The sequence below is a fragment of the Acinetobacter sp. P1332 genome (assembly GCF_044057475.1).
GTDB classification, from domain to species: domain Bacteria; phylum Pseudomonadota; class Gammaproteobacteria; order Pseudomonadales; family Moraxellaceae; genus Acinetobacter; species Acinetobacter johnsonii.
On record NZ_CP171157.1, the window covers coordinates 981,632 to 1,006,576 of the forward strand.

A 24,945-nucleotide genomic window follows, 5' to 3' on the forward strand; every position below is an offset into this window, starting at 1 on the left:
ATACGTTCTAAAATTTAGCGATGCTTGAGACGCCAATAAGCAAATGCTGCGCAAACTATACCAAACACAAAGAGATAGAGTAGTTTCGACAGAATAAGTGCAGTTGGTACACCCATTTGGTTCAGTTGAATAAACATTTGAATCCCTTGGGTCGATGGCAAAACATTGCCCAAGTGTTGCATCCAAACCGGCATTGCGGCGTGTGGCCATGCTGTTCCTGAAAGTAGAAATAGCGGAATAGAGGTAAATACAATGACATGTCCTGCACGCTCAGGCATATCGAAAAATGTTGAAATCAACATGCCTAAAGCCACGATACAGCCTATAAAAATCGGCACGGCCAGTAACATGCCACTAAAATTTCCTCCATGTGGGTAGTCATTTAACCAATAAATAAAGCCAAATAAATATAAACAACCGAGCATACCAATGGTCAGAATGGCGCAAAAAATCGCAAAAAATTCTGTCGTCGTTGGTCGCCATTTCTGTTCGCGGTATCCGGCCAATAACATTCCTAAACCGAGCACGATGGTTTGATGAATAATCAGCGGAGCAATGGCGGGGAAAATATAACTGCCATAACCCGACATGGTGTTAAAAAGCGGCGTTTGATGAATGGAAATGGCTGGAGAAAAGTGCGAAATATTGCCAAATTTTTCCACATGCTCACGTACAGTATTTTCAATTGAGGTGGCCAGACCTAGTCCAATTTGCTTGGTTTTTAAAAAGTTTGCCGCGCTGAGATAGAGCCCAATCCCACCGACTTCGCCATGCCGAAGACTATTGGAAAGATTTTCGGGTAAGAGCAAAATACCATCGGCTTGCTGTTGTTTAATCATATTTTCAGCATCGAGGAAATTGCCCGTCACAGCCTTCACTTCAACATTTGGACTGAGCGAAACTTGCTGAATGATGTTATTGGTCACGGTACTTTGTTCTTCATCCACAATCACAATGGGCAAAGCTTCTGCTTGCTGTGCTTTGTAGGCAGTCGGATAGAAAACACTATAGAAAATCACCGAGAGGATGAGCGTGGTTAAAATCGACTGATTGGCGATAATGTCTTTAAATGTCTTGAAGTAATAGTGCAAAAATGACTTCATGATACTGCTCCTTTGATTCTTTTTTTGAGCAGCAGGACAGAGGTCACAACGTAAAAGACCACATAGAGGATAAGTATGAGTAAAGGCAACAGCGATGAACTGATTGGGCTACCAATGACCCATTGTTCGGTTTGTAGTTTGGCATAAGGTGTGTAAGGGATAATATTGGCCCAAAATTTGGTAAATAGTGGTGCGTTATTTAAGGGGAGGGTCACTCCTGCAAAACTGAGTGATGAGCCGCCGTACACAGCAATTAAACCAAAGGTTTTGGATAAGTTATTGGTGGCTAAAACAATGGTACTACTGATCAAGGCATAGGCACTATAAAATAAAAGCTGTGCCAACATGATCAACCAAAGTTGACCTGCAACAAACCAGCCGCGAATCTCAATCAGCCAAAACATCCACGCCCATGTCCATAAGCTAAAAATTAGTACATAGGTCAGATTCTTAGAGAGGATGGCTTTAAAAGCAGATTGGTTGTTTAGCCAATTTTGCGCTGTATGAAACTTAAATTCTTGACCGACTGAAAATGCGACACAGCAGCAGAGTAGTAAATGCAAAATTGCAGGAATCATAAAGGGTTCTAAATAGAACTCATAACTCAAATTTGGGTTGTATAAGGTCGAAATTTTAACGTGTGGTGTAGGTACATCTAAATAAGGGATCGTATTTTCTAAATAGCTTTCACCAGCATAGTCTGCCATTGCTTCAACTGTGCTGAGTAACATGGCTGATGAAATGGTGTTCCCCACACTAAAGTAACTTTGGTTATAGGCGATGCTGATTTCAGCATCTTTAGCTTGAACAAAACGTTGTTCGGCGCCATTGGGAATACTGACGTAACCCCAAACTTTGGTTTGGTTCAGCAACTTTTCAACTTCGGTATTTTGATCACTGACGATGACGACATCTAAAGTATGGTTGAGTTTTAAGTAGCGCTGTATGTTTTGGCTGAGCTCGCTTTGGTCCTGATCAATAATCGCAATAGGCAAATGTTCGGGTTTACCTTGGGCAAACATGCTGGAAAACAGCACGATAATAAACAGTGGGGCAAGCGTGACTAAACATAGATCCCACTTATGCTTCAGTAAATAGTTCAGTTCCCGCAGTAGCCCGCTTAGCATTATTTGATCTCTTTGACTTTAAACAACACACTCATGCCAACTTTTAGGTCTGGAATGGCTTGCGCAGGCGTCAAATGAACTTTAAAGCTACGAATGTCATAGCCTCCTGTTTGGCGTGTGGTCTTAATGGTGGCAAATTCGCCTTCGGCATCAATATTCTTAATATTAAAGTTGGTATGTAGATTTAAGGCTGGAATAAAGCCTTCAATTTGTTTTGCTTGATAGATGTTGGCGTATTGGTCTTCACGAATATTCAGTGATACCCAAAGCTCGCGATCTTGAATAATACTCACAATCGGCACCCCCATCGCTACCAATTCGGAGGGTTTGCCATAAGTTTTAGAGACAGTACCGTCAATGGGTGAGAGTAGTTTGGTTTCAGCTTCAAGCGCATTGACTTCAGCAACAGCTGCTTTTGCAATTTGCACTTGCGCATCTGCTGAACTTTTTTGCTGTGGGGTGCTGCCACGTTCAGCCCGAGCATATTGTTGATATGCTGCTTCTGTCATTTGAGCGGCTGATTGTGCCGCGGCTTGCATTTCATCGCGACGTTGGCGTGAGATGACACCTTGTTGGTACAAGTTTGCACCACGTTGATAGGTGGTTTGTGCCAAAGTTTGCTGTGCTTTCAGTGCTTGCCAGTTGGCGTATAAACTCGCAATATTTTCTTCCTGAGAGCCACGGTCAGCAGTGGACTGGAGTGCTAAAGCAGCCTGTAAGCTGGCCAATGCTTGCTGTTTTTTGGCATCGACTTCAGGGCTATACAGTCGAACGAGTTCTTGGTTTTTACTGATCTTTTGTCCGTCATGTACATAAATTTCATCAATTCGACTGGGCACTTTGGTGCTAACATGGATCGTTTCTGCCTCAACCCGACCTTGGATTTCAACCGTTTTGGGTTGATAGGCCTTCCACAGTCCAAAAGCAATCACGATGAATAGAATGATGAGAGCAAGCCCCCCAATCAGCTTGATTGCTTTGGACTTTTGCTCGGTGTTTGTATTGGCTGATGCTGGCTTAGTCTGTTCGGTCTCAGCTTGTACCTGCTCTTGAGTATCATTTGTGGTTAATTCCTCTGTTGATGGCACCGCTTGATCTTCTTGTTTTTCAGGTTTTTGCGGATCAGATTGGTTTTGATCTTGATTCATTAAATGGCTCTCATCAAAGAATTAACGAATAAATCGCGTATTGGGTTGCAGAAGATAGGTTTGGAACTGATGGATCGAACCATGACTTTGTAGAAACGTCGCCAGTGACATGACATATTTATAGGCATTCAGTGCGGTTTCTGCTTTTAAAGCACTGAGCATATTTTGTGCATCGATCACTTGGGTCGCTGTTCCCATATCTTCTTTAAAGGACAGTTCTTGTATACGTAAATTTTCTTGCGCTGCTTTTATATTTTGCTGTAATAACTGATCACTTTGCTGCGCTGTGGTGGCTTCGCTATACGATTTATAAATCACATTTTCAATTTCTTGTTTAGTCCGTGCTGTCATCAGTTCAGAAGCGTAGCGTTGTAACTCTGCTGCTTGGACATTTTTGTTTTTATCAATGCCTGAGAACAGATTGTACTGTGCGGCTAAGCCAACGATCCAGTTATTTTTATCGTCTAGACTGTATTCACCAAAGGCAAAAATATGTGGTTTCTTGGCGGCGTTTTGTGCGGTGACATTGGCTTGTGCCAGTTGGGTGTCCATTTGCAGTTTTTGTACTAAAGCCGATTGATCTGCATATGACCTGAGTAGGGTATTCAGATCTTGGTTTTGGGTACTGTTAATAAAGAGTGGTGTGGTGAGCTCAGTAATTTGGCTGCTTTGCAAAAGGTTATTCAGTTGAAATAAACTGGCTTTTAAATTGGCCTGACTGGCTTGTTCACTGCGCTGTGCATTGTTTTTTGCCACTTCAAATTGCATGCGCTGGCCTTTACTAATAAAGCCCTGTTGTTCAAGTTTAAGTGCATTGTCATAGTGTTTTTGCATCGCATGCCAATTATATTGGCTAGACGCGAGTAACTGTTTTTGCAGTTGAACATTGAAATAGGCTTGAATCAGTTCAAAGCGTTGTAGGTCTTGCTGTTGTTTTGTATTGAGTTCGCTACGTTTTGCTTTGATTTTGGCGACTTGTTTCGCACTTGAGGTTAATCCGCCTGTATAAAGCGGCATCATTGCAGAAATGGTTGGGCGTATGACTTGATCTTCTAAGGTAATTTGCGAGCTATTCGGAATAAGTCCCACACCTTTGTGGATGGTTTGATCAATACCTTGCTCTAAACCACTTAAATCGCCCAAATTTGGATAGGTGTTTTGCCACTCATCAATTTTCGTGGCTACACCATCAGTCAGTGTGTGTTCTAAATTATTTTTGAGTGCACCCAGAGGCACATCGAGCTCATTATGAAAAGCATAGGCACGTACGTTCAGATCGATACGGGGTAGCCCCAAACCTTTGACAGCTTCAGCTTCTAGTTTTGAGGCTTGTTGTAAGGCTTGGGAGGCCTGTGTGCTAAACGAGTCTTGTAACACACTTTGCTCAGCTTGTTGATAGCTGATTGATGCAGCAAAAGTTGTCGAGCTGATTCCGAGACTGAGACCGAACATGCTTAATGACAAGATTGATGGCAGTGATGTACGCAATAAGTATTTGTTGGCTGGTGTATTAAGCATGTTGATTGGCTGGTGTATTAAGCATGTTGAATAGTCTTTGTAGCATGAGCACGACTCTTTTCTATGTTTTTGCACATTATACGCATAATCTAACTGTTCTGAATGCTGACTCAGTTACTGAATTGTTTAATTTGCAAATGTATATCAATAGATTAGCGACATTTTTAAGCAAAGGAAATGCTTTCGTTTGAGCTTAGGTGAATGGGACAGCGCTGCTGTAATTGATTGAGCAGTGCTGAGTTAAAACTGAATCGTTGATCTTGATTGAGTTTTTGACTGTAAAGGTGAGATTACATTGAAATATTTTCAGTTGAATTTACTGCAAGCACTGGCTATCTGTGGTTAAATGCCATCATTTTATTGTGTTTCACTTTGAAAGGAAAAATCATGCGCGCGTACAACTTCTGTGCTGGTCCTGCTGCATTACCTACTGCCGTTTTAGAAAAAGCACAAGCTGAAATGCTTGATTGGCAAGGCAAGGGTCTTTCCATCATGGAAATGAGTCACCGTAGTAAAGACTATGTTGCTGTGGCTGAAAAAGCAGAAGCAGATTTACGTAAACTCATGAACATTCCAGAGAACTATAAAGTCTTGTTCCTTCAAGGTGGTGCTTCACTTCAGTTCTCCGCGATTCCTTTAAATTTGTTGGGTAAAAACAGCAAAGCGGACTATATCCATACTGGAATTTGGTCTGAGAAAGCACTGAAAGAAGCGCAGCGCTATGGCGATATCAACGTCATTGAAGCGGGTACGCAAATTGATGGAAAACTTGCCATTGCAGACTCAAGCACTTGGAACTTATCTCAAGATGCGGCTTATGTGCATTATGTAGACAATGAAACGATTGGTGGTCTTCAGTTTTCGGCTATTCCAGAAACCAATGCGCCATTGGTTGCAGACCTGTCTTCAAGTATTTTGTCTGCACCTGTTGATGTGACTAAATTTGGTATCATTTATGCAGGCGCGCAAAAGAACATTGGCCCAGCGGGTTTAACCTTGGTTATTGTTCGTGAAGATCTGCTAGATCAAGCCAAACCTGAAATTCCAAGCATTTTGAAATACGCTTCGCAAGCGAAGAATGATTCGATGGTCAATACACCGTCGACCTATGCTTGGTACTTATCAGGTTTAGTGTTTGAATGGTTGCTTGAACAAGGTGGTGTTGAGGCGATCCATAAAGTGAACCTTGAAAAGGCAAAACTGCTTTATGGTTATATCGATGCAAGTGATTTTTATGCAAACCCAATTGCTGTGCAAAACCGTTCAATTATGAATGTGCCGTTTACTTTGGCGAATCCAGACTTAGAAAAACTTTTCCTTAAAGAAGCTGAAGAAAACCATTTGTTGAATCTTGCGGGTCACCGCTCAGTTGGTGGGATGCGCGCAAGTATTTATAACGCAGTTCCACTAGAAGGCGTTCAAGCGCTAGTGAATTTTATGGATGATTTTGCGAAACGCAATGCTTAAGTCATAGAAATAAAAAAGCCCATCAAACGATGGGCTTTTTTATTGGTTTTTTAACAGATTATCTAAAACAATCGTGACATTTTGGTGTCATACCAATCAATTATTCATTTTATTTATCGCTTAGTAAGGACGTCCACCTGCAAGACTAATACGTTTGAGTAAGCGACGTTGATCGACAGGAAAGGGACGACGTGAATGTAGTGTCACCTGATTATCCCAAAAGACAATATCTCCAGTTTCCCAGTGATGTTCATAACGAAACTCAGGTTTGAGGATGTGCGCACGGAGGGCAGCAATCAGTTCACTGCCTTCGCTATCATCGACATTGAGTAATTCAACTTCCGAACGGGTATTGAGCCAAAGCGCTTTACGCCCAGATTCTGGATGTGTGCGGACTAAGGGATGAGGATAGGCATGACCTAAAATGGGTTGATCTTTAAAGCGATAATAAGGGCTGTCTCCATAACCCGTATTGCCTGTATTACTTTGCGCACGGACGAATGGGTTATAAGTAATCAGCTGTAGCTGGTCGATCTGCTTTTTGACGTCATCGGGAAGTGCATCATAAGCTTTGATGGTATTGAACCAAGAGGTTTGTCCGCCGTCTTGAGGAAGCTCAAGGGCATAGAGCAGAGAGCCAAAAGAGGGAAGCGGTGTCCACTGGTGATCGGCATGTGGGGTGAGTTCGCCATGGCCGGTGTAGTTGCCTTGACCGACCGCATTGGAAACAGGAACCACATCGGGTGGAACACCAGTGTCAGTCTGGCTAGCCAGCACAGGATTGTCTGCACTTGGGCGGAAAATAGAACCAAAATAGCTGGCAAAGGCTAAATATTGCAGATCATCCAAAGTTTGGTTTTTAAAAATTAAAATCAGATGTTCAGCCAAAGCTTGTTTTAAGCGATAGATGGTCTCTCCTGCTTGGGCTTTACGGGCATCTAAACCAAAAACCATAGCACCTAAGGCTTCTTCCGCCAGTGGGATAATTTGTATTTCTTCTGGGTTTTGAAATTGTTTAGCCTGATGCCAACGCGGAGCATCATAAATCGCTTGTGAAAGTTGGGTTAGTGCGGTCATTTTGATTATTTTCTCTAGATATAGGGTCTAGAGAAAATGTAATCAAAATATGTGTAATCTTAAAATTAAAAGAAGTTCTAAAATTATGAAAAAATTTAAAAAAACAATAATTTATTGATTGTATTGCTTTTCTTTTATAATGAAATATTGAGCTCAAAATATGCAGATTTAATGTGCGCAAAATGCCTGATTAAAATACTCAAACAGATCAGGCGTATTCAGCCAAAGGCTAATTGCCAGAACAAACAAAGCAACGACGCTAATGCCGATACCACACTTGAGCCATAAAAATGAATTAGTCATGGACAACCGCCTTTTCATCGACAAAGAAATGTACCAGTACGCCAAAAACACTCAGAATAATGGAAAACAGCCAAATCAAGTCATAATTACCTGTCACGTCATGGTTCACACCACCCAGCCATCCACCGAAAAATGAACCAACTTGATGGGTAAAGAACACGATGCCACTCAGCATGCTGAGGTATTTAATACCAAACATATTGGCCACAATACCATTGGTTAAAGGCACTGTAGATAACCATAATAAACCCATCACCACACCAAAGCTATAGATGGTGACTGTGCTGAGTGGGAGCATCAAAAAGGCAATAATCGCAATGCCTCTGAGCCCATATAAGCCCATCAGTAACTTTGGTTTAGAATATTTCCCACCTAGCCAACCCGCAGTGTAAGTGCCAACGATATTAAATAAACCGACCAACGCTAAGAAAACAGTTCCTGTGGTTGCATTAAAACCATGGTCAATCAAATAGCCAGGTAAATGGATACCGATAAAGACCACTTGGAAGCCACAGACTAAAAAACCGAGTGATAGGAACCAAAATGGTTTATGGTTTTTCGCAATCACTAAGATATCTTTAAAACTGAGCTGAACTTGGTTGGTTGAAGCATTCGGTATAACAAAGGCGGGAGCTTTGAGCATCCAAGCCAGCGGAACAATCATCGCAATTAAAAGTGCACTAACGACCAACGCCGCAGACCAGCCAAAGTTTTGTAACAGCAGTAAGGTTGACGGCAGCATAATGAACTGCCCAAAAGAACCCGCTGCACTGGCAATACCCATAGCAAGGCTACGTTTTTCAGGCGGTGCAGCACGACCCACCGCGGATAATAATACAGAGAAAGAGGTCGCAGATAATGCTAGGCCCAAAATAAGACCGACACTTAAGTTGAGTAACCAACCCGTAGAGCTGACTGCCATGAGCAGCAAACCAATGGTATACAACACACCACCGACGGCAACCACAATTTTAGAGCCATATTTATCTGCTAATGCGCCTGTAAAGGGCTGCGCAGCGCCCCAAATCAGGTTTTGCATCGCAATCGCTAGACTAAAAACATTATGTCCCCAGCTAAACTCATCACTCATAGGCACAAGGTAGAGTCCAAAGCCATGTCGGACACCCAGTGATAATGCCAGAATTATTGCACTTCCAATGAGCATATAAATCAGCGGTTTGGAAAAACGAGTTTCTGACATATTTCAACCAAAAAATGAGCTTAGAGTTCGCTATATTAAGTGAATTATTTGCTGAAAGCGATGATAAAAAATTGACTATTTGATCAATAAAAACAATGAATATTCATGAAAAAAGACGACTTGGTGTCGTCTTTTTGGTAGTTGTTTGAAGCTTAGAACCGGTAGCCGACACCTGCATAAGCCAGAATGGGGTTAATTTCAATATCGGCTGTAGATTTGATTAGTTCACCGTGCGTAGCATCTTTGACGGTGATCGTGGTTTCATTTTTAAGATGAGCATAGGACACGGAACCGACAGCAAACCATTTATCATTAAAGTCATAGGTGAAACCGACGGTTGCAATAGGGGCGAAGGCATCGGTTGCTTCTAGCTTAACTTTGGGATTGGCTGAACTTTTTTTCCCTTCAAGTGATGCGCCAGCATTGCCTTCTTTAATATTGGCAATCATATGGCCTGCTGCAATCAAGTCTTTTTCAGTTTGTGGGTTAATTTCCAGCTCATTAAAGTAGGCATACATCATTCCAACACCGACATACGGACGGAATTTATTCACCCCTGTTTTACCAAAGTGATATTGGAACTCGAAAGCAGGTGTCCATGCACGTGCAGATGCCGCAGGGCCGTGTGCTTCCAAATCGGTAATGAAAATATCATTTTCAAGTTCTAAATTGCCTAAAGCTCCGCCCATAGGTGTTGCAGTTGCTGAAAAAGGTGCATAAATTTTTCCTTTACCTTGTAAATCAACTTTAGGCGGAATACCAGCTTTCATTTCAAAAGAAATATTGTCGGTAAAAAAGTAATTGGTCATGATGCCCAATGTGGTGACATCGTCGGCTTCTAAACCTGTACCTGGATTATCCCATTGACTGAGTCCACGGATTTCAGCAGTTCCACTTAGTGCTGAGGGGACATCAGCATTAATTAAAGCTAGCCCATCAATAGTAGCCTTTAAGAGAGGATTGACGCTACTTCCTGGCTTGATATTGTCGAGCACCGTTTGTGCTTTGATATCTCCAACTTTTGCAGTTTCACCTTCTTTAACCGATGTGTTAACTCGGAAAGGTTGGGCTTTACCTTGTGGCATGACATGTAAAGCACCGACCGATACAGAAAAGCGTTTAAATCCATCACCATCTTGTAGACTAAAATAAGGTGAATCTGCATGTGTGAGCATAGGTAAAGCAGCAATAGACGTTGCTACACAAAGCAATGTTTTTTTCATTCTGGGACTCCATGTCCAAATTAGCTATTCGTTTTTATAGAGCGTATTATTAAGGTTGCTGCTACGATAAAGCTGTTGTTTTTGAAGGACATGTGTTTTTGACATTTGTGAATGTCAAAACCTGTTTTGTGTGATCGTGTTACTTGCTTGCAATCTTTGTTACAGATGAATGAATATAATAGAGCGCTACTGTTGAGTATTTTTTGATTATAAATGTTTGTAAAATAAAGAATAAATTTCAAATCCAATATTTGCTCAGCCATAAAAAAGACCACCAGAAGGTGGTCTTTTTGACAGATGGCATCATATTTCATGCCAATGACAGCATTTTAAGACTGAAAGCGTGATAAATCTTCTTCAGGACGTGCAGTTAACACTTCAACCCCGTTTTTAGTGACCAACAACGTATGTTCATACTGTGCAGACAAACTATGGTCTTTGGTCACTACCGTCCATTTATCCCCCAGTAATTTAGTTTTCCAGTCACCACCATTGACCATTGGCTCAATGGTAAAGGTCATGCCTTCTTCTAAAATCATGCCTGAGTTTGGCTGACCATAGTGTAAGACTTGAGGTTCGTCATGGAACACAGTCCCAATACCGTGACCACAATATTCACGCACGACACCAAAACGTTCCGATTCGACATATTGTTGAATGGCGTGACCAATGTCGCCAATGGTTGAACCCGGCTTCACTGTTGCTATTCCACGGTACATTGCTTCTTGTGCCACTTTACATAAACGATTCGCAAGAATAGAAGTTTCGCCACCCACGATGTACATCATGTTGGTATCGCCGTGGAAACCATCTTTAATGACCGTCACATCAATATTTAAAATATCACCTTTTTTCAACACTTTTGCATCTGAAGGAATGCCGTGACAGACCACATGGTTTACAGAAGTACAAATCACATGTTGGAAAGCAGGGCGACCCGGTGCTGCACCGTAACCTAAACATGCTGGAATCGCGTCTTGTTTATTGACAATATAATCGTGACAAATCGTATCTAACTCAAGTGTAGTCACACCTGGTTTAATATGTGGCTTGATCATATCCAAGACTTCAGCCGCCAGTCGTCCAGCCACACGCATCTTTTCGATGTCTTCAGCGCTTTTGATGAGTCGACGGGGTGCTTCGTAAGTACTGTTCATGATCTCTAAAAACTTTTGGAAATTTGTGTGTGACTATGGTATAAATAGCCGCCCATTTTATCAAATGCTTTTTCGTGAATAAATTTCACGGGCTTTGTGCGATGGGGCAATAAAATCCGCACATATATCGACACATTTCTCTGGGTGCCCGTTAGGGTGGAGGATGCGGATATATGGAGGCCTAACCCAAACTTTAAGGTAAAGAAAATGGCAGATTACAACGTAAGCATGCGCGACCTTCTTCAAGCAGGCGCACACTTCGGTCACCAAACACGTTTCTGGAACCCAAAGATGCGTCAATACATCTTTGGTGCGCGTAACAAAATTCACATCATCAACCTTGAGCACACTGTTCCTGCGTTAAATGATGCTTTGAACTTTGTTAACAACCTTGCTAGCAAAAAGAATAAAGTATTGTTTGTTGGTACGAAACGTGCTGCTTCTAACATCATCCGTGAACAAGCACAACGTGCTGGTCAACCATATGTTGATCACCGTTGGTTAGGTGGTATGTTGACGAACTGGAAAACACTTCGCCAATCTATCAACCGTCTTAAAGACCTTCAAACTCAATCTCAAGATGGTACTTTCGCTAAGCTTACTAAACGTGAAGCTTTAGAGCGTACTCGTGAGATGGAAAAACTTGAACGCGCTTTAGGCGGCGTTAAGAACATGGGTGGTTTACCTGACGCATTATTCGTAATCGACGTTGATCACGAAGCAATTGCAATTAAAGAAGCTAAAAACCTTGGTATTCCTGTAATCGGTATCGTTGATACAAACTCTAACCCAGACAACGTAGACTACGTTATTCCGGGTAATGACGATGCGATCCGTGCAGTTACTTTGTATGCTTCTGCTATGGCTGATGCGATTCTTGCTGGTAAAGAATATGCTCAATCACAAGCAAATGCACAAGCTAAAGTTGAAGAAGCTAAAGAAGCTCCTGAGGCTTAATGCGTTTGACGTAAGCTTGTCATTTTTGCGACATGTGATGGTGGCAAAGTAAGCGTCATGTATGCAGACGGCCCAAGAGACAGCTCTGGGCCGTTTCTGTTCTAAAAAGAATTCATTTTCTACCGTATTTAGGAGATTGACATGACTGCAGTTACAGCAAGCATGGTTAAAGAATTGCGCGATCGTACTGGTCTTGCAATGATGGAATGTAAAAAAGCATTAACAGAAGCGAATGGTGACATCGAATTAGCGATTGATAACCTTCGTAAATCTGGTCAAGCTAAAGCGGCTAAAAAAGCGGGTAACATTGCAGCTGATGGCGCAATCACTATCGCTCAAGACGGTAACAAAGCGCTTCTTTTAGAAGTAAACTGCCAAACTGACTTCGTTGCTAAAGACGAAAACTTTGCTGGTTTCTCTGCTCAAGTTGCTGCTGCTGCGTTAGCTGCTGGCGAAACTGATGCTGCTAAAATTGCTGAATTGAAACTTGAAGATGGTGCAACTGTAGAAGAAGCGCGTATTGCACTTGTTCAAAAAATCGGTGAAAACATCCAAGTTCGTCGTGCTCAAATCATTGAAGGCGAAAACCTTGCAGTTTACAAACACGGTTTAAAAATCGGTGTTGTTGTATCTTACACAGGTGATGCTGCGACTGGTAAAGGTATTGCAATGCACGTTGCTGCATTCAACCCAGTTGCTATCTCTGCTGAAGGTGTATCTGCTGAACTTATCGCTAAAGAGAAAGAAATTGCTGAAGCTAAAGCAATCGAATCTGGTAAGCCTGCAAACATCGTTGAGAAAATGGTAACTGGTTCAGTTGAGAAATACTTGAACGAAGTTGCTCTTGATCGTCAAATGTACGTAATCGACAACGACAAGAAAGTTGCTGACGTTCTTAAAGCAACTAGTACTACAGTTGTTCAATTCGCTCGCTTTGAAGTGGGTGAAGGTATTGAGAAAAAAGCTGAACTTTCTTTCGCTGAAGAAGTTGCTGCTGCTCAAGCTGCTGCAAAATAATTGAAAAATTATTTTGAGTAAAAAAAGCCCCTTTGGGGCTTTTTTTATACAATTAATAAAAATAAAACGGGGGAAGTAGATAAGTGGCCAACAAAACCAACCTGAGTATTGGTGCGGTGATCGTACTTTTGATTGCTGCATATTTCGGAATCGATCTTCAAGAAAATCAATTACAAACATCGACACCATCAGTCACGGTAGAACCCACTACACAGACCAGTCAACCGCAAAATCAAGTGCTTGATGGCACAACAAAAATTGCCCAAGCGTTTCAAAGCCGGAAAAGTAATATTCAAGTTCAATCACAAGGGCGTGTTGTGGCTGTGCTTAAGGATGATAATGACGGTTCTCGTCATCAAAAATTTATTGTAGAACTCCCTAATGCAATGACGGTTTTGGTTGCACATAATATTGATTTGGCACCACGCATTGAGCGCTTACAAAAAGGCGATACCGTTGGTTTCAATGGTGAATACGAATATAGTGAAAAAGGCGGGGTGATCCACTGGACACATCACGATCCACAACAGCGCCATGAAGGTGGTTGGTTAAAACACCAGGGGAAAACCTATCAGTAGTAGAGCAATTTTGTTCTATACGTTTTGCTGAATCGCAGTATGCTGAGTGTTCAGGAGAGGTCAACTCATGCACGAAATCAGACCCAGTGAATTTGTAAATTACCATCATGTTCAAGAACTTGATGGTCTTGAAATGTTAAAAGCCTCCTATCAACATACGCAGTTTTCAAAACATACCCATGAAGGCTATTGTATTGGTTTAATTGATGAAGGTGCGCAGTCCTTTTTGCGCACAGGGAATCAGCATATTGCGCCGCAAGGCGATATTATTTTAGTGAATGCTGATGAGGTACATACGGGTTCTTCTGCTGTTGAAACTGGTTGGTGTTATCGGGCAATTTATCCGACCCCTGAAATGATTCAAGAGGTGAGCCAAGATTTTTTTCATGAAGCAGGTACTATGCCGTGGTTTCCACAAGCTGTGGTGCATGATGAAGGATTAGCCGAGCAATTGAATTTGCTGTTCGATTTGTTGTTACAGCCAAAAAATACATTGTTTAAACAGAGCTTATATATTTCAACTTTGGCCTATTTATTAAGTCGTTATAATCAATCTAAAAAAATATTAAAAGATTTGCCTGAAGCGCAGCGTAAAGTGGTCTTGGTACAAGAGCTACTTGCTGCGGAACCTGAAAAAGAGCACCAACTTACTGAGTTGGCGGCTGTGGTGGGGATGAGCCCTTGGCATTTACTACGTCAATTTAAAAAGTTTACTGGACTTCCACCTCACGCATGGTTGATACAGTTTCGTTTACGTAAATCATTATCTTTACTCAAACAAGGTTGTGAGATTGCGACAGTAGCACAACTGTGTGGCTTCTCCGATCAGAGTCATTACACACGTCATTTTAAAAAGGCATTGGGCTGTACACCAGCACAATATCTGGCACATAAAATTTAAAATAACAGCAATTTCATACAAGAAAGCCATCTAAGGTATGCCGCATATTGACTCTAGCGAAATGAAAAATGGAGTCTGCTGTGCAGTCGCAATTGATCCAACAGAAAAGTTTAGGTTTTTTCCGTGGTGTGCAAGATATGTTGCCGCTTTCAGTCGCCGTTATTCCATGGGGAATATTGGCTGGCTCAGCGGCGATTAATGCGGGTCTGAGTGTCATGCAAGCTGTAGGCATGTCAGCGTTAGTGTTTGCAGGTGCGGCACAATTAGTCAGTTTGAGCATGCTCATGACGGGTGCATCTTTACTGAGTATTCTGATCACCGTGTTTTTTCTCACCAGCCAGCACTTTATTTATGCACTGAGTCTAAGAGAAGAGGTGAAGCCTTGGTCACTCAAAAGAAGACTGAGCATCGGCTTTTTGCTAACCGATGAACTCTACGCCACCGCGATGCTGAAGGAAAAGCCGTCTTATGCCTATATGTTGGGTGCAGGATTCAGCTTTTATGTCAGTTGGGTGTTGTTTAGTCTAATGGGTATTTTGCTTGCAAATAAAGTACCTGATCTTTCAACTCTCCACTTAGAATTTTCAATTGTGGTGGTGTTCTTGGTTATGGCGGTGATGCTGATTGAAAATAAGGCTGCAATTTATGGCGTGGTGAGTTCATCGATCATGGTGCTGATTTTGAGTTGGTTCGAGCTTGGATCAGCTATTTTGCTGGCTGGATTTAGTGGGATGTGGGTTGCTGCGCTCTTTGATCAAGCAGAGGACTAAAACATGACCTGGTTATTTGTTTTGAGTTTGACCTGTGTGACCTTTTTTAATCGGTATTTATTTTTAGAGCCTAAAACTCAAATTCGACTGCCTAAATTTGCGACACGCATGTTGAAATATGCGGCGCCTTGTCTGATGGTTTCGATTTGTTTGCCACTGGTTTTTTTCGAAGGCGGGCACTGGAAAGGGATACTTCAAAATAGTTATTTTTATGGGGCAATTTTTACGCTGTTAATTACTCTTTTGACGAGAAAATTATTGCTCAGTATTTTGCTGAGTTTAGGATTTTTTTACAGTCTGAATCTGTTATTCGATTTCTAGCATTTCATCAGCAAATAGGCCCATAAAAGACCGAAAAAAGCATGAAAAAGTGTGAGATCTCGATCTTTTTCATTGCATTTAAATTTGTGTTGCTCTAAATGCTCACCATTTGCGATTTTTTCTATGTCTATCAAATTGGTGTGGCTTCGATTGGGAAACTAAAAAAGTTGAAAATAGAGCAAATGAGGCAGGGTTTGAGAACTTTGAAGAAATAAGAAGGTTTTCTTTTGAGTTTTGGTTTATAAAACTGCCCTAATTATACAAAAACAAGCAGGGCAATAATGAATCTAATATCGCAAAAATAGCGCTTAATTTACTAGGTAATTCATAAAATCATTTTAATTTGACGAATGCTTAAAACTACAGTTCAGGGTGGGTAGAAAATTGGCTTTGATCAGATAAGAATGAGCTGAGAAAATATTTAATTCTGCTAGTCTTCCACCGCTGTAAAAATGTGAGCACACTCACTTCAAAAAATCGGATCGATTAGATTTCGCATCTTATTCAAACTAAGCATCTGGGAGGGATCAAATGATGGAGATCGAGCTGTTTACGATTGTGTAAAACATTCGGCAAAGATAGGACAATAAAAAAGCCACATTACTGTGGCTTTGCTGTCAAATGCGTGCTGTAGGAAAGAATCTTAAGAGTTTGGTCCATCAATACGTTCAATGCTGACTTTTGCAGTCCCTGCATTGGTAATACCCAGTTGCTTAGCAGCACCATAAGAAAGATCGAGTACACGGTTACCGTGGAATGGACCGCGGTCATTTACTTTAACCACAACACTTTTACCATTGGTTTTATTCGTTACACGAATAAAGCAGTTTAGCGGCAAGCTACGGTGAGCTGCAGTTAATGCATTCATATCGAATGTTTCACCACTTGCTGTTTTACGACCGTGGAACTGACGACCATACCAAGAAGCCATACCCGTTTGACTAAACTTACGGACTGTATTTGATGCAACAGTATTTAACTTTTCAATCACTGAAGGCTCTTCTTCAGGGATCTCAATTTTTGCAGCGATTGTTTCGCGACGAATTTTATCGCCTGAACGTTCAGTGATTGAAAGGCTATTTAAATTTGAGAAGTGTGAGTTGAAGCCTTGAGCATCTTTATTCAAGACACGCGCAGCTAGGCGAGAGTTATCATTATCATTGGTAAATGATGACTGAACCATCTCTGCTTGCGATTGGCTCAGCGCGATGGTCGAGGCAATGGCCAGTATATATTTAAGTGAAGACTGCATTTATAAACTCCAAAAGACAATACTTTTTTCTTTAAACTAAGTGGTTGAAAGATAAAAAAACTTGCCTGTTAATTCACTTTTGCAACAACATTTGACGAAATGGATAATATTCATGCAGTCATAAGCATGTCTAGTGTTTAATTAAAATAATGATAAAAACTACATAAACCGAACATTTTTTGATTAAAAAACAATCAATATTGTAACAATGTATGAAAAATGCCGAAATTTACATCATTTTTAAATATTTTTTTATTGACATCTCAAGCTTGAGTAAAAAGCTAGCCCTATCGGCTAGCAATTTCAGCCCCTAATTGCCACACTGCAGTCGCATACATACGGCTCTTGTTATAGGTCGTAATCACTTGAAAGTTAGGGTAAGTGATGTAATAACTTTGCCCATAATTTTCCTGTAGTTGGATCACATTCACCATATCTAAATCATCGATTTTGACAATCGGATTGGTCGGTTGAATGCCCTGATTTTTTAAAACACCATAAGGCGTCGGTAAAGTTAAATCTTTAGCAATGACCGTTTCAGGATTTGAGCCACTATAGCGTGCTGCGAATCCAATTGGTTGATTACGTTGCCAGCCATGATTTGCTAAATAGTTGGCAATTGAACCAATCGCATCGACTGCTGAGTTTCGTAAATCGACATGACCATTGCCGTCATAATCCACCCCAAACTTTGGAATATTACTTGGCATAAACTGTGGGTAGCCCACCGCACCTGCATAAGAACCTACAACCGAGTTGGTTGGCACGCCATCTTTATAGCTCCATGCGATTAAAGCACTGAGTTCATCTTGGAAATATTGCTTACGACGTTCGTAACCAAAACCTAAAGTGGCTAAAGCATCACGGGTGACAAAATTACCTTTATTCGTCCCAAAACCTGTTTCTACCCCTAAAATGCCGAGAATGACTGATTGCGGCACACCAAATTGTTGTTCGGCACGGTTTAAAGTATCTGCGTACTGTGCTTTAAAACGGACACCACGCTGAATGGTGCTCTCTGCCATAAAGTTGGTTTTATACTCGTACCACGGTTTACTTTCACCTGGGCGGTTCATAATGTTGATGATGTTGGGTAGATTTTTAGAACCATTCATAGCCCAATCGACTTGTTCAGCAGACAGACCATAATTCTGCATGGTTTTTTGTTTAAAGCTGAAATAGTCAGGATGAGAGGCGAAATCGTTGGCTTGGCAAAAACTGGTGATCGACAAAGCGCCAATCAATAAAGGTAAACGTTTAACTTTGTTATAAAAGTTTAAATTTAACATAGAAGTCTAATTTCCAGAGTCGTTATTGGCAGTGGAGCAAAGCGAATAGGGGAATGCCCATAGTTCGCGTTTCTGTTATGTCGAAATTCTTGTGAACGGAGTCTAGCGTGAATAGGCTTTAAGATAACATTGTCTGTACTGAAGCGGGCAAATAGGTATACAAAAAAAGACAAACTCAGCCTATATAAAGGACAGATTATTCAAAATGGCGCAGATTTTTGTGCAGAGTATTTACGTGACTATATAAGTCAAGTTTTACTGACTGATATAAAAAAGTCTTCTATATATAGAAACAATTAAAACTGTAGTGTTTAGAGTCTAGTGACAATGACAAAAAGATCTGGTCTCAGCTTATATATCGCCTTTATATAGCTTTATATAAAGACTAAGAAATTACAGCTTAGAAACCAAAATGACCCTACACAAGTAGAGTCATTTTGATCTGAAAAGCATTGAAAGACTTTTAGTACTTAAGCATGAAATAAGGTGTCGTGATATTCAGCTAAAGCTAAAAGTTCATCTTTGGTTAAATTTGGGATGATTTTATTGGCAGCAATATGCACTGCTTTAATGACAGCTGCAGAACCGATATCGGCCGCTTTACGCTTAATCATGCCCAAATCGAGGGTTTTATTAAAGTCATTCATGAAGTGACGTACAGTCGCTTCAGCAAACTGTTTATACAGTTCGGTTAACGCGGCTTTATCTACTTCATTGCCTGCTTTAATTTCAGCATAGTTATATTTGAGGCTGGTCACTAAGCTTGCATCTAACGCTTCACCCACACGGAACTGACCTTCAGCATCTTTAAACAAGCTTTTTTCAGAAAACTGAATCGATGCTTGAACCACATCATTCGATGATTTGCCTAAAAGCTGCTTCAACAAAACCGCAACTGTTGACTTAATATAGCCAGCCAGTTTCTCGGCTGTGTCACGTTTATCACTCGGTGGAAAACGGCGAACTAACTCAGTCAAAATGGCATCAATAATTTCATCATTGATGAGTAGTGCTGTTTTATCTCGAAGTGGATATAAAGGCTCACTTGAGTCTTTCTTCTGCTGAGCAGTTTGAATAGTCTGTAAAAGTTCAGTCGATGGAATAAAACCAAAAAATGGCATCGTGTATTAACCTCAATGTTCTTTATTTTATTGTCGCGCCAATCGAATTGGGCGGGGCATCCATGACACATCTGACACACGACAAGGGTTAATGTCTAAACCACCACGGCGTGTATAAGCTGCGTACACCATCAGCTTTTCAGGTTTCAAATTTTGCCAAATATCGGCAAATATTTGTTCCACACATTGTTCGTGGAAACCGTTGTGCTGACGATAAGAGATAATATAAGCCAGTATGCTGTTATAACAAGGCTTTTTACCTTTATATCGGATAAATACCGTGCCCCAATCAGGTTGTCCAGTGACTGGGCAGTTACTTCTGAGTAAATGTGAGTAAATCTGTACTTCAACATCTTCCGCAGTATCATCTAATGCCAATAGATTTGCATTGGGATGATTTTCCAATTGGGTCGGAGTCAGTTCATCAATACAGATACCTTCAGGTTGACTAATTTCCACATCATCGACATGAAAAAGATCAATATTCACATCTGCGCCAGCCGCTGCCGATAAATCCTGTTCGACTGTTTCTTTAAACGTAGCTTTAGACTCAAACTGAGTAAAGTTCATGCTATTAAAGTAGAGTTTTAATGACTTTGACTCAATGAGGTTGGGCGATGTGGCCGGCAGGCTGATGCGACCAATGGCAACTTGCGGAACACCATGGGTGTTTAACCAAGAAATTTCAAAAACATGCCACCAGTCTTTACCTTGTTGAATACCTTCAACATGTGCATAGTGCTCACGTGCTGTAGCACGGGCTATAGGAAAAAGAATATCGGGTTGATAAGTTGGAGGGTAATTGGTGTCTTTACCCAAAAGAGAATGTTCTACACTCATTATTCACGCATTCCTGAACCACGAGAAAGTAAATAGTAAGCAATGCCATAAAGCACTGCACAGCATATGGTCATAACAGATAGGGAGACGACGACGTTAACATCGCTATGACCTAAGATACCGAAACGAAAAGCATTGACCATATATACAATCGGATTGATCAACGATAAATTTTGCCAAAAAGGGCTGAGTGCTGAAATGGCATAAAATACGCCACCTAAATAAGTTAAAGGCGTCAGCACAAAGGTTGGGATGATGGAGATGTCATCAAAAGATTTGGCATACACCGCATTGATAAAACCACCCAGTGAAAATAAGAACGAGGTGACCAAGACGGTGTAAATGGTAACAAACCAATTGGTAATATAAAGGTCAGTAAAAAATAAACTCATGGCCGTCACAATGATACCGACCAAGACCCCGCGACAGACACCGCCTAAGACAAAGCCCCATAAAATGGCATGCAAAGGTACAGGACTCATGATCAGCTCTTCAATACTTTTTTGAAATTTGGCACTAAAAAAGCTCGAAGAAACGTTAGCATAACTGTTGGTAATCACCGCCATCATAATCAGCCCAGGCACGATGAACTGCATATAGCTAAATCCGCCCATCTCGCCAATACGAGAACCGACCAAATTACCAAAAATTACGAAATACAAACTCATGGTAATGGCAGGCGGAAGCAAGGTTTGTGGCCAGATGCGCATAAAGCGACGAATTTCTTTATGCACCAGAGTATATAAAGCTACGCTAAGTTGATTTAAGTTCATGGCGTAGTTCCTTCGAGATTTTTTTCGACCATCTTCACAAACAGTTCTTCTAAACGGTTGGATTTGTTCCGCATACTACGAACTTGGATCCCTTGCGATTCGAGCAATTGAAATAAGTCATTGAGGGTATGCGCTCTATCCATAGTCACCTCTAAAGTCACGGCGTCGACTAAATGGAAACGAACCCCAATGATGTCGATATGAATCGGTTCAATCGGTGCTGCCAAATCAAAAATAAAGGTTTCCTCATTGAGTTGATTGAGGAAATTTTTCATGCTGGTGTCTTCTTTAATGACACCACGGTCAATAATGGCAATTCGACGACACAGCATTTCTGCTTCTTCTAAATAATGTGTGGTTAAAATGATCGATGTGCCTTTATTGTTCATTTCTGTGAGGAAGTCCCACATCGAACGACGTAGCTCAATATCAACCCCTGCTGTGGGTTCATCTAAAATAAGGAGTTTCGGTTCATGCATCATGGCACGGGCAATCATCAGGCGGCGTTTCATACCGCCTGAAAGCATACGGGCTTGAATGCCGCGTTTTTCCCATAAGCCGAGTTTTTCTAAATATTCTTCGGCACGAACTTCCGCAATTTTTTTAGGAATACCATAATAGCCTGCTTGTGTGACTAAGATATCGAAGGTTTTTTCAAACTGACCGAAGTTAAACTCTTGAGGTACAACCCCTAAGCACTGTTTGGCTTGAGAGGGGTGCGTGTCGAGATTATGTCCAAAAATTTCGACAGTGCCTGAGGTTTTCTTGGTCAATGAGCTGATAATACCAATCGTTGTAGATTTGCCTGCACCATTTGGTCCAAGAAGGGCATAGAACTCGCCTTCAGGAACAGTTAAATCGATGCCTTTTAAAGCCTGAAACCCATTTTTATAGGTTTTGGACAAATCCCTTAACGTCAATGCATCAGTCATGAAATTCTCGAATGATTAATAGTGGCACTATTGTGAGCGATTATGCCTAATAAACCAAGTAATCTACTCGCAATTCTGTGTTGCAGATATGGAACATTGTATAAAGCATAAGCAGGAAAATCACTCTAAGCTAGATAGATGCTTTACCTTGTGATTTTTTTTGATATGATGTGCTCGCGCGCTCATAGCTCAACTGGATAGAGTACAGGTCTCCGAAGCCTGTGGCGTGGGTTCGAGTCCCGCTGAGCGCACCACTTACCTATTTCAATACATACCAAAATAACCTCAAATGCCTATAAATACTGTATTATCTGCCTCTCTTGTTTCAACTTGTTCCATGTTGTACCGCTATAATCCATTTTTTTAGTGGTATATTTAGCAGTACATCAAAACAATAGTCTAAAATCTTTGTAAAAGCTTATTGGCTCATTCATTCGTGTGGCTTTACCACCCGCTAAAATCACTAGTGCTGTTGCTGGGTAGTTTTGCATGCCTTTGATCTAACATTCGTATGTAGGGATAATAATGCTCGTTAAATATTCAAGGGTACGGTCTAAGACAAAGCTGTCCAAGCCTTAGACCGTGTGCAAAAAGCATTTGGTTTGTATCACTATCCAATCGATGTCCTTAGATCGAGATGAAATCGACATAGTCCAATGTTACAGGAACATCAGATCGAGCAGGGATTCGAACAATACTATTGGCTCGATTTAAGTTACTGAGCATGTGGGATTGTTGTTTACCGAGTTTGGAAACGGTTAATTGTCCAAACTCGTTGACATCTAATACCATGCGAACCAGTTGCTCACGGCTGTCTTGTTTAATGCTGTCGTTGAAGCGAGCTTTTTTCCACGCGGGTGCAGGAGACGTAACTCCCTGTAAAGCCGCCAATAGTGTCGATACATGTACAGCAAGACAGGTGAGTACAGCAGCAGGGTTCCCAGGCAAGCCAATCAAATAAGAATGATGATGGTCTGTCTGATATTCAGCAAAATACAATGGTTTACCCGGTTTTTGCGCAACTTGCCAAAAAATCTCTGTTGCACCTACAGCCATTGAAACAGGTCGAATCAAGTCATAATCGCCTACCGAAACACCGCCTGTAGTAATGACTACATCATAATGATTCATGGCATTCGAGAGCGCTTGTGTGAGTATCTTCTCATCATCAATCACATGCTCTAAATGGGCTTCAGCAAAATCGTGTTCTTTGAGCCAAGTACGGATCATTGGGGCATTGGCATCGAACACTTGAGAGTCATTGTCCAGTTGCGTATTGACTTCATCACCAGTAATAAGCACTGCAATTTTAGGTTGGCGATAAACCTCGACATGCGGAACACCCGCCATACTGAGTGCCGCAATTAAACCGCTGCCTAAACGCTGGCCTTGTTGCGCAAGTGTTGTCCCGATGGACAACTCCTCACCTTGATAACGAATGTCTGCGCCTTTGTCCAAAGCTTGGGTTAGAGTCGCTTGATCATGGCTACGCGTGATAATTTCCTGCCGAGCCACAGTATCTGCTGAGTTTGGCAGCTTGCCCCCAGTAAAAATACGAACGGTTTGTCCTGCTTGAATCTCAATATGTTCTTCAATACCTGCACGAATTTCACCAACCAATTCAAAGCGAGTAATTCCTGCTTGCAAGTCTTCAGAGCGCAGCGCATAGCCGTCAACCGCACTTTGGGTAAATAGAGGCAAGGCAACTGTTGATAAAACATCTGCCGCTAAAACATGTCTATGCGCCTGTACTAAAGGCAAAGTAACGACAGGCAATGTTTGGACGGCGCTATAGTGTTCAAGAGCTTGATCGAGTGTAATTAAACCAACGCCAGAGCAACTCATTCATAACCTCCCGGGTGAGGTAGATCACGGCAGACATCAAAAATATGAACCAAAGCAGGTAAAATGGCTGCCATAGATTCACTTGCACCACCACGGCTGCCCGGAAGGGTAATCACCAATGAACGGTCGATAAAACCTGCAACGCCACGTGACATCGCAGCATAAGGGGTACGTTTTTGTCCGAAAGCACGTGCAGCTTCCATTAGTCCATTGAGTTCACGTTCAAGTAAAGGCTCAAGTGTGTCTACTGTAATGTCACGTTTGCCGATGCCTGTTCCGCCTACAGTAATAATGCAGGCATAAGATTGAGTGAGCTCTAAGACCAATCCTTTTAACTGATCGGCTTCGTCAGGTAAAATTTGATAGTGAATGGGATCAAAACCAGCTTCGGTTAAGGTCTCGACGACAGAGCGGCCAGCAGTATCGGGTTTACGCCCTGCGGCAACGGTATCTGATAGAACCAATACTGCCGCAGAAACAGGCTGACGCAAATGACGTTTAAAGTGTGATTTTCCGCCTTTTTTCAGATCGAGTTTACATTGTTGAATGATCAACTCATGCGGTTCGCAATGTGGTTTGAGCATGTCGTAAATGGTGAGAGCTGCAATACTGGCAGCGGTCAACGCTTCCATTTCTACACCTGTCGGCCCAATCGTTTCAACGGTTGCACGAATAACTACACGGTCGACAAGCAGTTCAAAATCGACATCGGCGCGGTAAATAGGCAGGGGGTGGCACAGCGGAATCAGTTCATCGGTACGTTTTGCGGCTAAAATCCCAGCAATGCGGGCTGTTTTGAGGGCATCACCTTTTTCGGTATTGCCGTCAGCAAGAAGTTGTAAACAATGTGCAGGGGCAAGCAGTTCAGAGCTTGCAGTTGCAACGCGATAGCTTTCTGGCTTCATGCCAACGTTTTTCATAAAGTATTCCGAAACATTGAAGTGTTGATCTAAAGTGAAACTGTTCGATCAAGAGAAAAAGTTTATGACGTATTTAGATAACACAAAAATAAAAGCGGATACAGT

General features: G+C 41.6%; 24 protein-coding genes and 1 tRNA gene. 8 read left to right on the forward strand and 17 right to left on the reverse strand.

Going from position 1 to position 24,945, the window contains the following annotated elements; genetic code table 11:
- Positions 1 to 14: 14 nt before the first annotated feature.
- From ACFN7Z_RS04750 to ACFN7Z_RS04765, 4 genes are read right to left on the reverse strand one after another with little or no spacing between them, the layout of a single operon-like run.
- Positions 15 to 1,103, reverse strand: coding sequence for an ABC transporter permease (locus ACFN7Z_RS04750; protein WP_010327220.1), 1,089 nt, complete (start codon positions 1,101 to 1,103; stop codon positions 15 to 17).
- Positions 1,100 to 2,230 carry an ABC transporter permease gene (locus tag ACFN7Z_RS04755; RefSeq protein WP_010327219.1) on the reverse strand — a complete coding sequence of 377 codons (1,131 nt, stop codon included), beginning with the start codon at positions 2,228 to 2,230 and terminating at the stop codon, positions 1,100 to 1,102. Before ACFN7Z_RS04755 ends, ACFN7Z_RS04750 begins: the two co-directional genes overlap by 4 nt.
- Positions 2,230 to 3,378 carry an HlyD family secretion protein gene (locus ACFN7Z_RS04760; protein ID WP_010327218.1) on the reverse strand — a complete coding sequence of 383 codons (1,149 nt, stop codon included), beginning with the start codon at positions 3,376 to 3,378 and terminating at the stop codon, positions 2,230 to 2,232. Before ACFN7Z_RS04760 ends, ACFN7Z_RS04755 begins: the two co-directional genes overlap by 1 nt.
- 21 nt (positions 3,379 to 3,399) lie before the next feature.
- Entirely contained in the window at positions 3,400 to 4,896 is a 1,497-nt protein-coding gene (locus ACFN7Z_RS04765) for a TolC family protein (RefSeq protein ID WP_050796978.1), read from the reverse strand.
- A 387-nt stretch (positions 4,897 to 5,283) separates the two neighbouring features.
- Here ACFN7Z_RS04765 and serC point away from each other — a divergent pair, with 387 nt between their 5' ends.
- Positions 5,284 to 6,363, forward strand: coding sequence for a 3-phosphoserine/phosphohydroxythreonine transaminase (gene serC / locus ACFN7Z_RS04770; RefSeq protein WP_010327215.1), 1,080 nt, complete (start codon positions 5,284 to 5,286; stop codon positions 6,361 to 6,363).
- A gap of 120 nt (positions 6,364 to 6,483) precedes the next feature.
- On the opposite strand, the gene ACFN7Z_RS04775 is transcribed toward serC, so the two are convergent.
- The 5 genes from ACFN7Z_RS04775 to map all read right to left on the reverse strand — a co-directional run bounded on the left by ACFN7Z_RS04775 (position 6,484) and on the right by map (position 11,324).
- On the reverse strand, positions 6,484 to 7,440 hold the full coding sequence (locus ACFN7Z_RS04775) for a TauD/TfdA family dioxygenase (RefSeq protein ID WP_010327214.1): 957 nt from the start codon (positions 7,438 to 7,440) through the stop codon (positions 6,484 to 6,486).
- A gap of 168 nt (positions 7,441 to 7,608) precedes the next feature.
- Complete coding sequence (locus ACFN7Z_RS04780) at positions 7,609 to 7,743, reverse strand: hypothetical protein (RefSeq protein WP_029575080.1); 135 nt, start codon at positions 7,741 to 7,743, stop codon at positions 7,609 to 7,611.
- Entirely contained in the window at positions 7,736 to 8,944 is a 1,209-nt protein-coding gene (locus ACFN7Z_RS04785) for an MFS transporter (RefSeq protein ID WP_010327213.1), read from the reverse strand. Before ACFN7Z_RS04785 ends, ACFN7Z_RS04780 begins: the two co-directional genes overlap by 8 nt.
- Before the next feature lie 152 nt (positions 8,945 to 9,096).
- Positions 9,097 to 10,167 (reverse strand): OmpW family protein, encoded by a 1,071-nt coding sequence (locus ACFN7Z_RS04790; protein WP_159151466.1) that lies wholly within the window; start codon positions 10,165 to 10,167, stop codon positions 9,097 to 9,099.
- A gap of 329 nt (positions 10,168 to 10,496) precedes the next feature.
- Positions 10,497 to 11,324, reverse strand: coding sequence for a type I methionyl aminopeptidase (gene map, locus ACFN7Z_RS04795; protein WP_004695821.1), 828 nt, complete (start codon positions 11,322 to 11,324; stop codon positions 10,497 to 10,499).
- A gap of 207 nt (positions 11,325 to 11,531) precedes the next feature.
- Between map and rpsB the strand changes: the two genes are divergently transcribed.
- From rpsB to ACFN7Z_RS04825, 6 genes are all read left to right on the forward strand, one after another.
- Positions 11,532 to 12,281 (forward strand): 30S ribosomal protein S2, encoded by a 750-nt coding sequence (gene rpsB, locus ACFN7Z_RS04800; RefSeq protein ID WP_004982536.1) that lies wholly within the window; start codon positions 11,532 to 11,534, stop codon positions 12,279 to 12,281.
- A 141-nt stretch (positions 12,282 to 12,422) separates the two neighbouring features.
- The gene (gene tsf / locus ACFN7Z_RS04805) at positions 12,423 to 13,298 is read left to right on the forward strand and encodes a translation elongation factor Ts (protein WP_087013308.1); all 876 of its coding nucleotides are present in this window, start codon (positions 12,423 to 12,425) and stop codon (positions 13,296 to 13,298) included.
- A gap of 83 nt (positions 13,299 to 13,381) precedes the next feature.
- Complete coding sequence (locus ACFN7Z_RS04810) at positions 13,382 to 13,876, forward strand: DUF3465 domain-containing protein (protein ID WP_159151467.1); 495 nt, start codon at positions 13,382 to 13,384, stop codon at positions 13,874 to 13,876.
- Positions 13,877 to 13,943: 67 nt separating this feature from the next.
- Positions 13,944 to 14,777 (forward strand): AraC family transcriptional regulator, encoded by an 834-nt coding sequence (locus tag ACFN7Z_RS04815; RefSeq protein WP_159151468.1) that lies wholly within the window; start codon positions 13,944 to 13,946, stop codon positions 14,775 to 14,777.
- 68 nt (positions 14,778 to 14,845) lie between these two features.
- Positions 14,846 to 15,547 (forward strand): AzlC family ABC transporter permease, encoded by a 702-nt coding sequence (locus ACFN7Z_RS04820; protein ID WP_159151469.1) that lies wholly within the window; start codon positions 14,846 to 14,848, stop codon positions 15,545 to 15,547.
- Positions 15,548 to 15,550: 3 nt separating this feature from the next.
- Complete coding sequence (locus ACFN7Z_RS04825; protein WP_159151470.1) at positions 15,551 to 15,868, forward strand: AzlD domain-containing protein; 318 nt, start codon at positions 15,551 to 15,553, stop codon at positions 15,866 to 15,868.
- A gap of 643 nt (positions 15,869 to 16,511) precedes the next feature.
- Here the strand turns inward: ACFN7Z_RS04825 and ACFN7Z_RS04830 are convergent.
- The 6 genes from ACFN7Z_RS04830 to ACFN7Z_RS04855 form a co-directional block, all read right to left on the reverse strand.
- Positions 16,512 to 17,120 carry a septal ring lytic transglycosylase RlpA family protein gene (locus ACFN7Z_RS04830; RefSeq protein ID WP_004695839.1) on the reverse strand — a complete coding sequence of 203 codons (609 nt, stop codon included), beginning with the start codon at positions 17,118 to 17,120 and terminating at the stop codon, positions 16,512 to 16,514.
- A 287-nt stretch (positions 17,121 to 17,407) separates the two neighbouring features.
- The gene (mltB, locus tag ACFN7Z_RS04835) at positions 17,408 to 18,409 is read right to left on the reverse strand and encodes a lytic murein transglycosylase B (protein ID WP_159151471.1); all 1,002 of its coding nucleotides are present in this window, start codon (positions 18,407 to 18,409) and stop codon (positions 17,408 to 17,410) included.
- 470 nt (positions 18,410 to 18,879) lie between these two features.
- Positions 18,880 to 19,530: a hypothetical protein gene (locus tag ACFN7Z_RS04840; protein ID WP_004695843.1), complete on the reverse strand. Its 651-nt coding sequence runs from the start codon at positions 19,528 to 19,530 to the stop codon at positions 18,880 to 18,882.
- A 27-nt stretch (positions 19,531 to 19,557) separates the two neighbouring features.
- On the reverse strand, positions 19,558 to 20,370 hold the full coding sequence (gene queF, locus ACFN7Z_RS04845) for an NADPH-dependent 7-cyano-7-deazaguanine reductase QueF (protein WP_010327206.1): 813 nt from the start codon (positions 20,368 to 20,370) through the stop codon (positions 19,558 to 19,560).
- Positions 20,370 to 21,143: an ABC transporter permease gene (locus ACFN7Z_RS04850; RefSeq protein ID WP_004982514.1), complete on the reverse strand. Its 774-nt coding sequence runs from the start codon at positions 21,141 to 21,143 to the stop codon at positions 20,370 to 20,372. The genes queF and ACFN7Z_RS04850 overlap by 1 nt, the downstream gene beginning before the upstream one ends.
- Positions 21,140 to 22,075, reverse strand: coding sequence for an ABC transporter ATP-binding protein (locus ACFN7Z_RS04855; protein ID WP_058951690.1), 936 nt, complete (start codon positions 22,073 to 22,075; stop codon positions 21,140 to 21,142). The genes ACFN7Z_RS04850 and ACFN7Z_RS04855 overlap by 4 nt, the downstream gene beginning before the upstream one ends.
- Before the next feature lie 178 nt (positions 22,076 to 22,253).
- Here ACFN7Z_RS04855 and ACFN7Z_RS04860 point away from each other — a divergent pair.
- Positions 22,254 to 22,329: transfer RNA gene (locus ACFN7Z_RS04860), tRNA-Arg, on the forward strand.
- A gap of 373 nt (positions 22,330 to 22,702) precedes the next feature.
- On the opposite strand, the gene ACFN7Z_RS04865 is transcribed toward ACFN7Z_RS04860, so the two are convergent.
- Together ACFN7Z_RS04865 and moaCB are read right to left on the reverse strand one after the other, a co-directional pair.
- Positions 22,703 to 23,920: a molybdopterin molybdotransferase MoeA gene (locus tag ACFN7Z_RS04865; RefSeq protein ID WP_058951691.1), complete on the reverse strand. Its 1,218-nt coding sequence runs from the start codon at positions 23,918 to 23,920 to the stop codon at positions 22,703 to 22,705.
- Complete coding sequence (gene moaCB, locus ACFN7Z_RS04870) at positions 23,917 to 24,840, reverse strand: bifunctional molybdenum cofactor biosynthesis protein MoaC/MoaB (RefSeq protein WP_058951692.1); 924 nt, start codon at positions 24,838 to 24,840, stop codon at positions 23,917 to 23,919. The genes ACFN7Z_RS04865 and moaCB overlap by 4 nt, the downstream gene beginning before the upstream one ends.
- Between the last annotated feature and the right edge of the window lie 105 nt (positions 24,841 to 24,945).

Coding starts and splice junctions, on each gene's coding strand:
- moaCB (WP_058951692.1), bottom strand. CDS start 24,840: ATGAAAAACGTTGGCATGAAGCCAGAAAGCTATCGCGTTGCAACTGCA.
- ACFN7Z_RS04865 (WP_058951691.1), bottom strand. CDS start 23,920: ATGAGTTGCTCTGGCGTTGGTTTAATTACACTCGATCAAGCTCTTGAA.
- map (WP_004695821.1), bottom strand. CDS start 11,324: ATGAACAGTACTTACGAAGCACCCCGTCGACTCATCAAAAGCGCTGAA.
- ACFN7Z_RS04765 (WP_050796978.1), bottom strand. CDS start 4,896: ATGCTTAATACACCAGCCAACAAATACTTATTGCGTACATCACTGCCA.
- ACFN7Z_RS04825 (WP_159151470.1), top strand. CDS start 15,551: ATGACCTGGTTATTTGTTTTGAGTTTGACCTGTGTGACCTTTTTTAAT.
- mltB (WP_159151471.1), bottom strand. CDS start 18,409: ATGTTAAATTTAAACTTTTATAACAAAGTTAAACGTTTACCTTTATTG.
- ACFN7Z_RS04780 (WP_029575080.1), bottom strand. CDS start 7,743: ATGACTAATTCATTTTTATGGCTCAAGTGTGGTATCGGCATTAGCGTC.
- ACFN7Z_RS04815 (WP_159151468.1), top strand. CDS start 13,944: ATGCACGAAATCAGACCCAGTGAATTTGTAAATTACCATCATGTTCAA.
- rpsB (WP_004982536.1), top strand. CDS start 11,532: ATGGCAGATTACAACGTAAGCATGCGCGACCTTCTTCAAGCAGGCGCA.
- ACFN7Z_RS04830 (WP_004695839.1), bottom strand. CDS start 17,120: ATGCAGTCTTCACTTAAATATATACTGGCCATTGCCTCGACCATCGCG.
- ACFN7Z_RS04775 (WP_010327214.1), bottom strand. CDS start 7,440: ATGACCGCACTAACCCAACTTTCACAAGCGATTTATGATGCTCCGCGT.
- queF (WP_010327206.1), bottom strand. CDS start 20,370: ATGAGTGTAGAACATTCTCTTTTGGGTAAAGACACCAATTACCCTCCA.
- ACFN7Z_RS04820 (WP_159151469.1), top strand. CDS start 14,846: ATGGAGTCTGCTGTGCAGTCGCAATTGATCCAACAGAAAAGTTTAGGT.
- ACFN7Z_RS04760 (WP_010327218.1), bottom strand. CDS start 3,378: ATGAATCAAGATCAAAACCAATCTGATCCGCAAAAACCTGAAAAACAA.
- ACFN7Z_RS04840 (WP_004695843.1), bottom strand. CDS start 19,530: ATGCCATTTTTTGGTTTTATTCCATCGACTGAACTTTTACAGACTATT.
- ACFN7Z_RS04790 (WP_159151466.1), bottom strand. CDS start 10,167: ATGAAAAAAACATTGCTTTGTGTAGCAACGTCTATTGCTGCTTTACCT.
- ACFN7Z_RS04850 (WP_004982514.1), bottom strand. CDS start 21,143: ATGAACTTAAATCAACTTAGCGTAGCTTTATATACTCTGGTGCATAAA.
- ACFN7Z_RS04755 (WP_010327219.1), bottom strand. CDS start 2,230: ATGCTAAGCGGGCTACTGCGGGAACTGAACTATTTACTGAAGCATAAG.
- tsf (WP_087013308.1), top strand. CDS start 12,423: ATGACTGCAGTTACAGCAAGCATGGTTAAAGAATTGCGCGATCGTACT.
- ACFN7Z_RS04750 (WP_010327220.1), bottom strand. CDS start 1,103: ATGAAGTCATTTTTGCACTATTACTTCAAGACATTTAAAGACATTATC.
- serC (WP_010327215.1), top strand. CDS start 5,284: ATGCGCGCGTACAACTTCTGTGCTGGTCCTGCTGCATTACCTACTGCC.
- ACFN7Z_RS04785 (WP_010327213.1), bottom strand. CDS start 8,944: ATGTCAGAAACTCGTTTTTCCAAACCGCTGATTTATATGCTCATTGGA.
- ACFN7Z_RS04855 (WP_058951690.1), bottom strand. CDS start 22,075: ATGACTGATGCATTGACGTTAAGGGATTTGTCCAAAACCTATAAAAAT.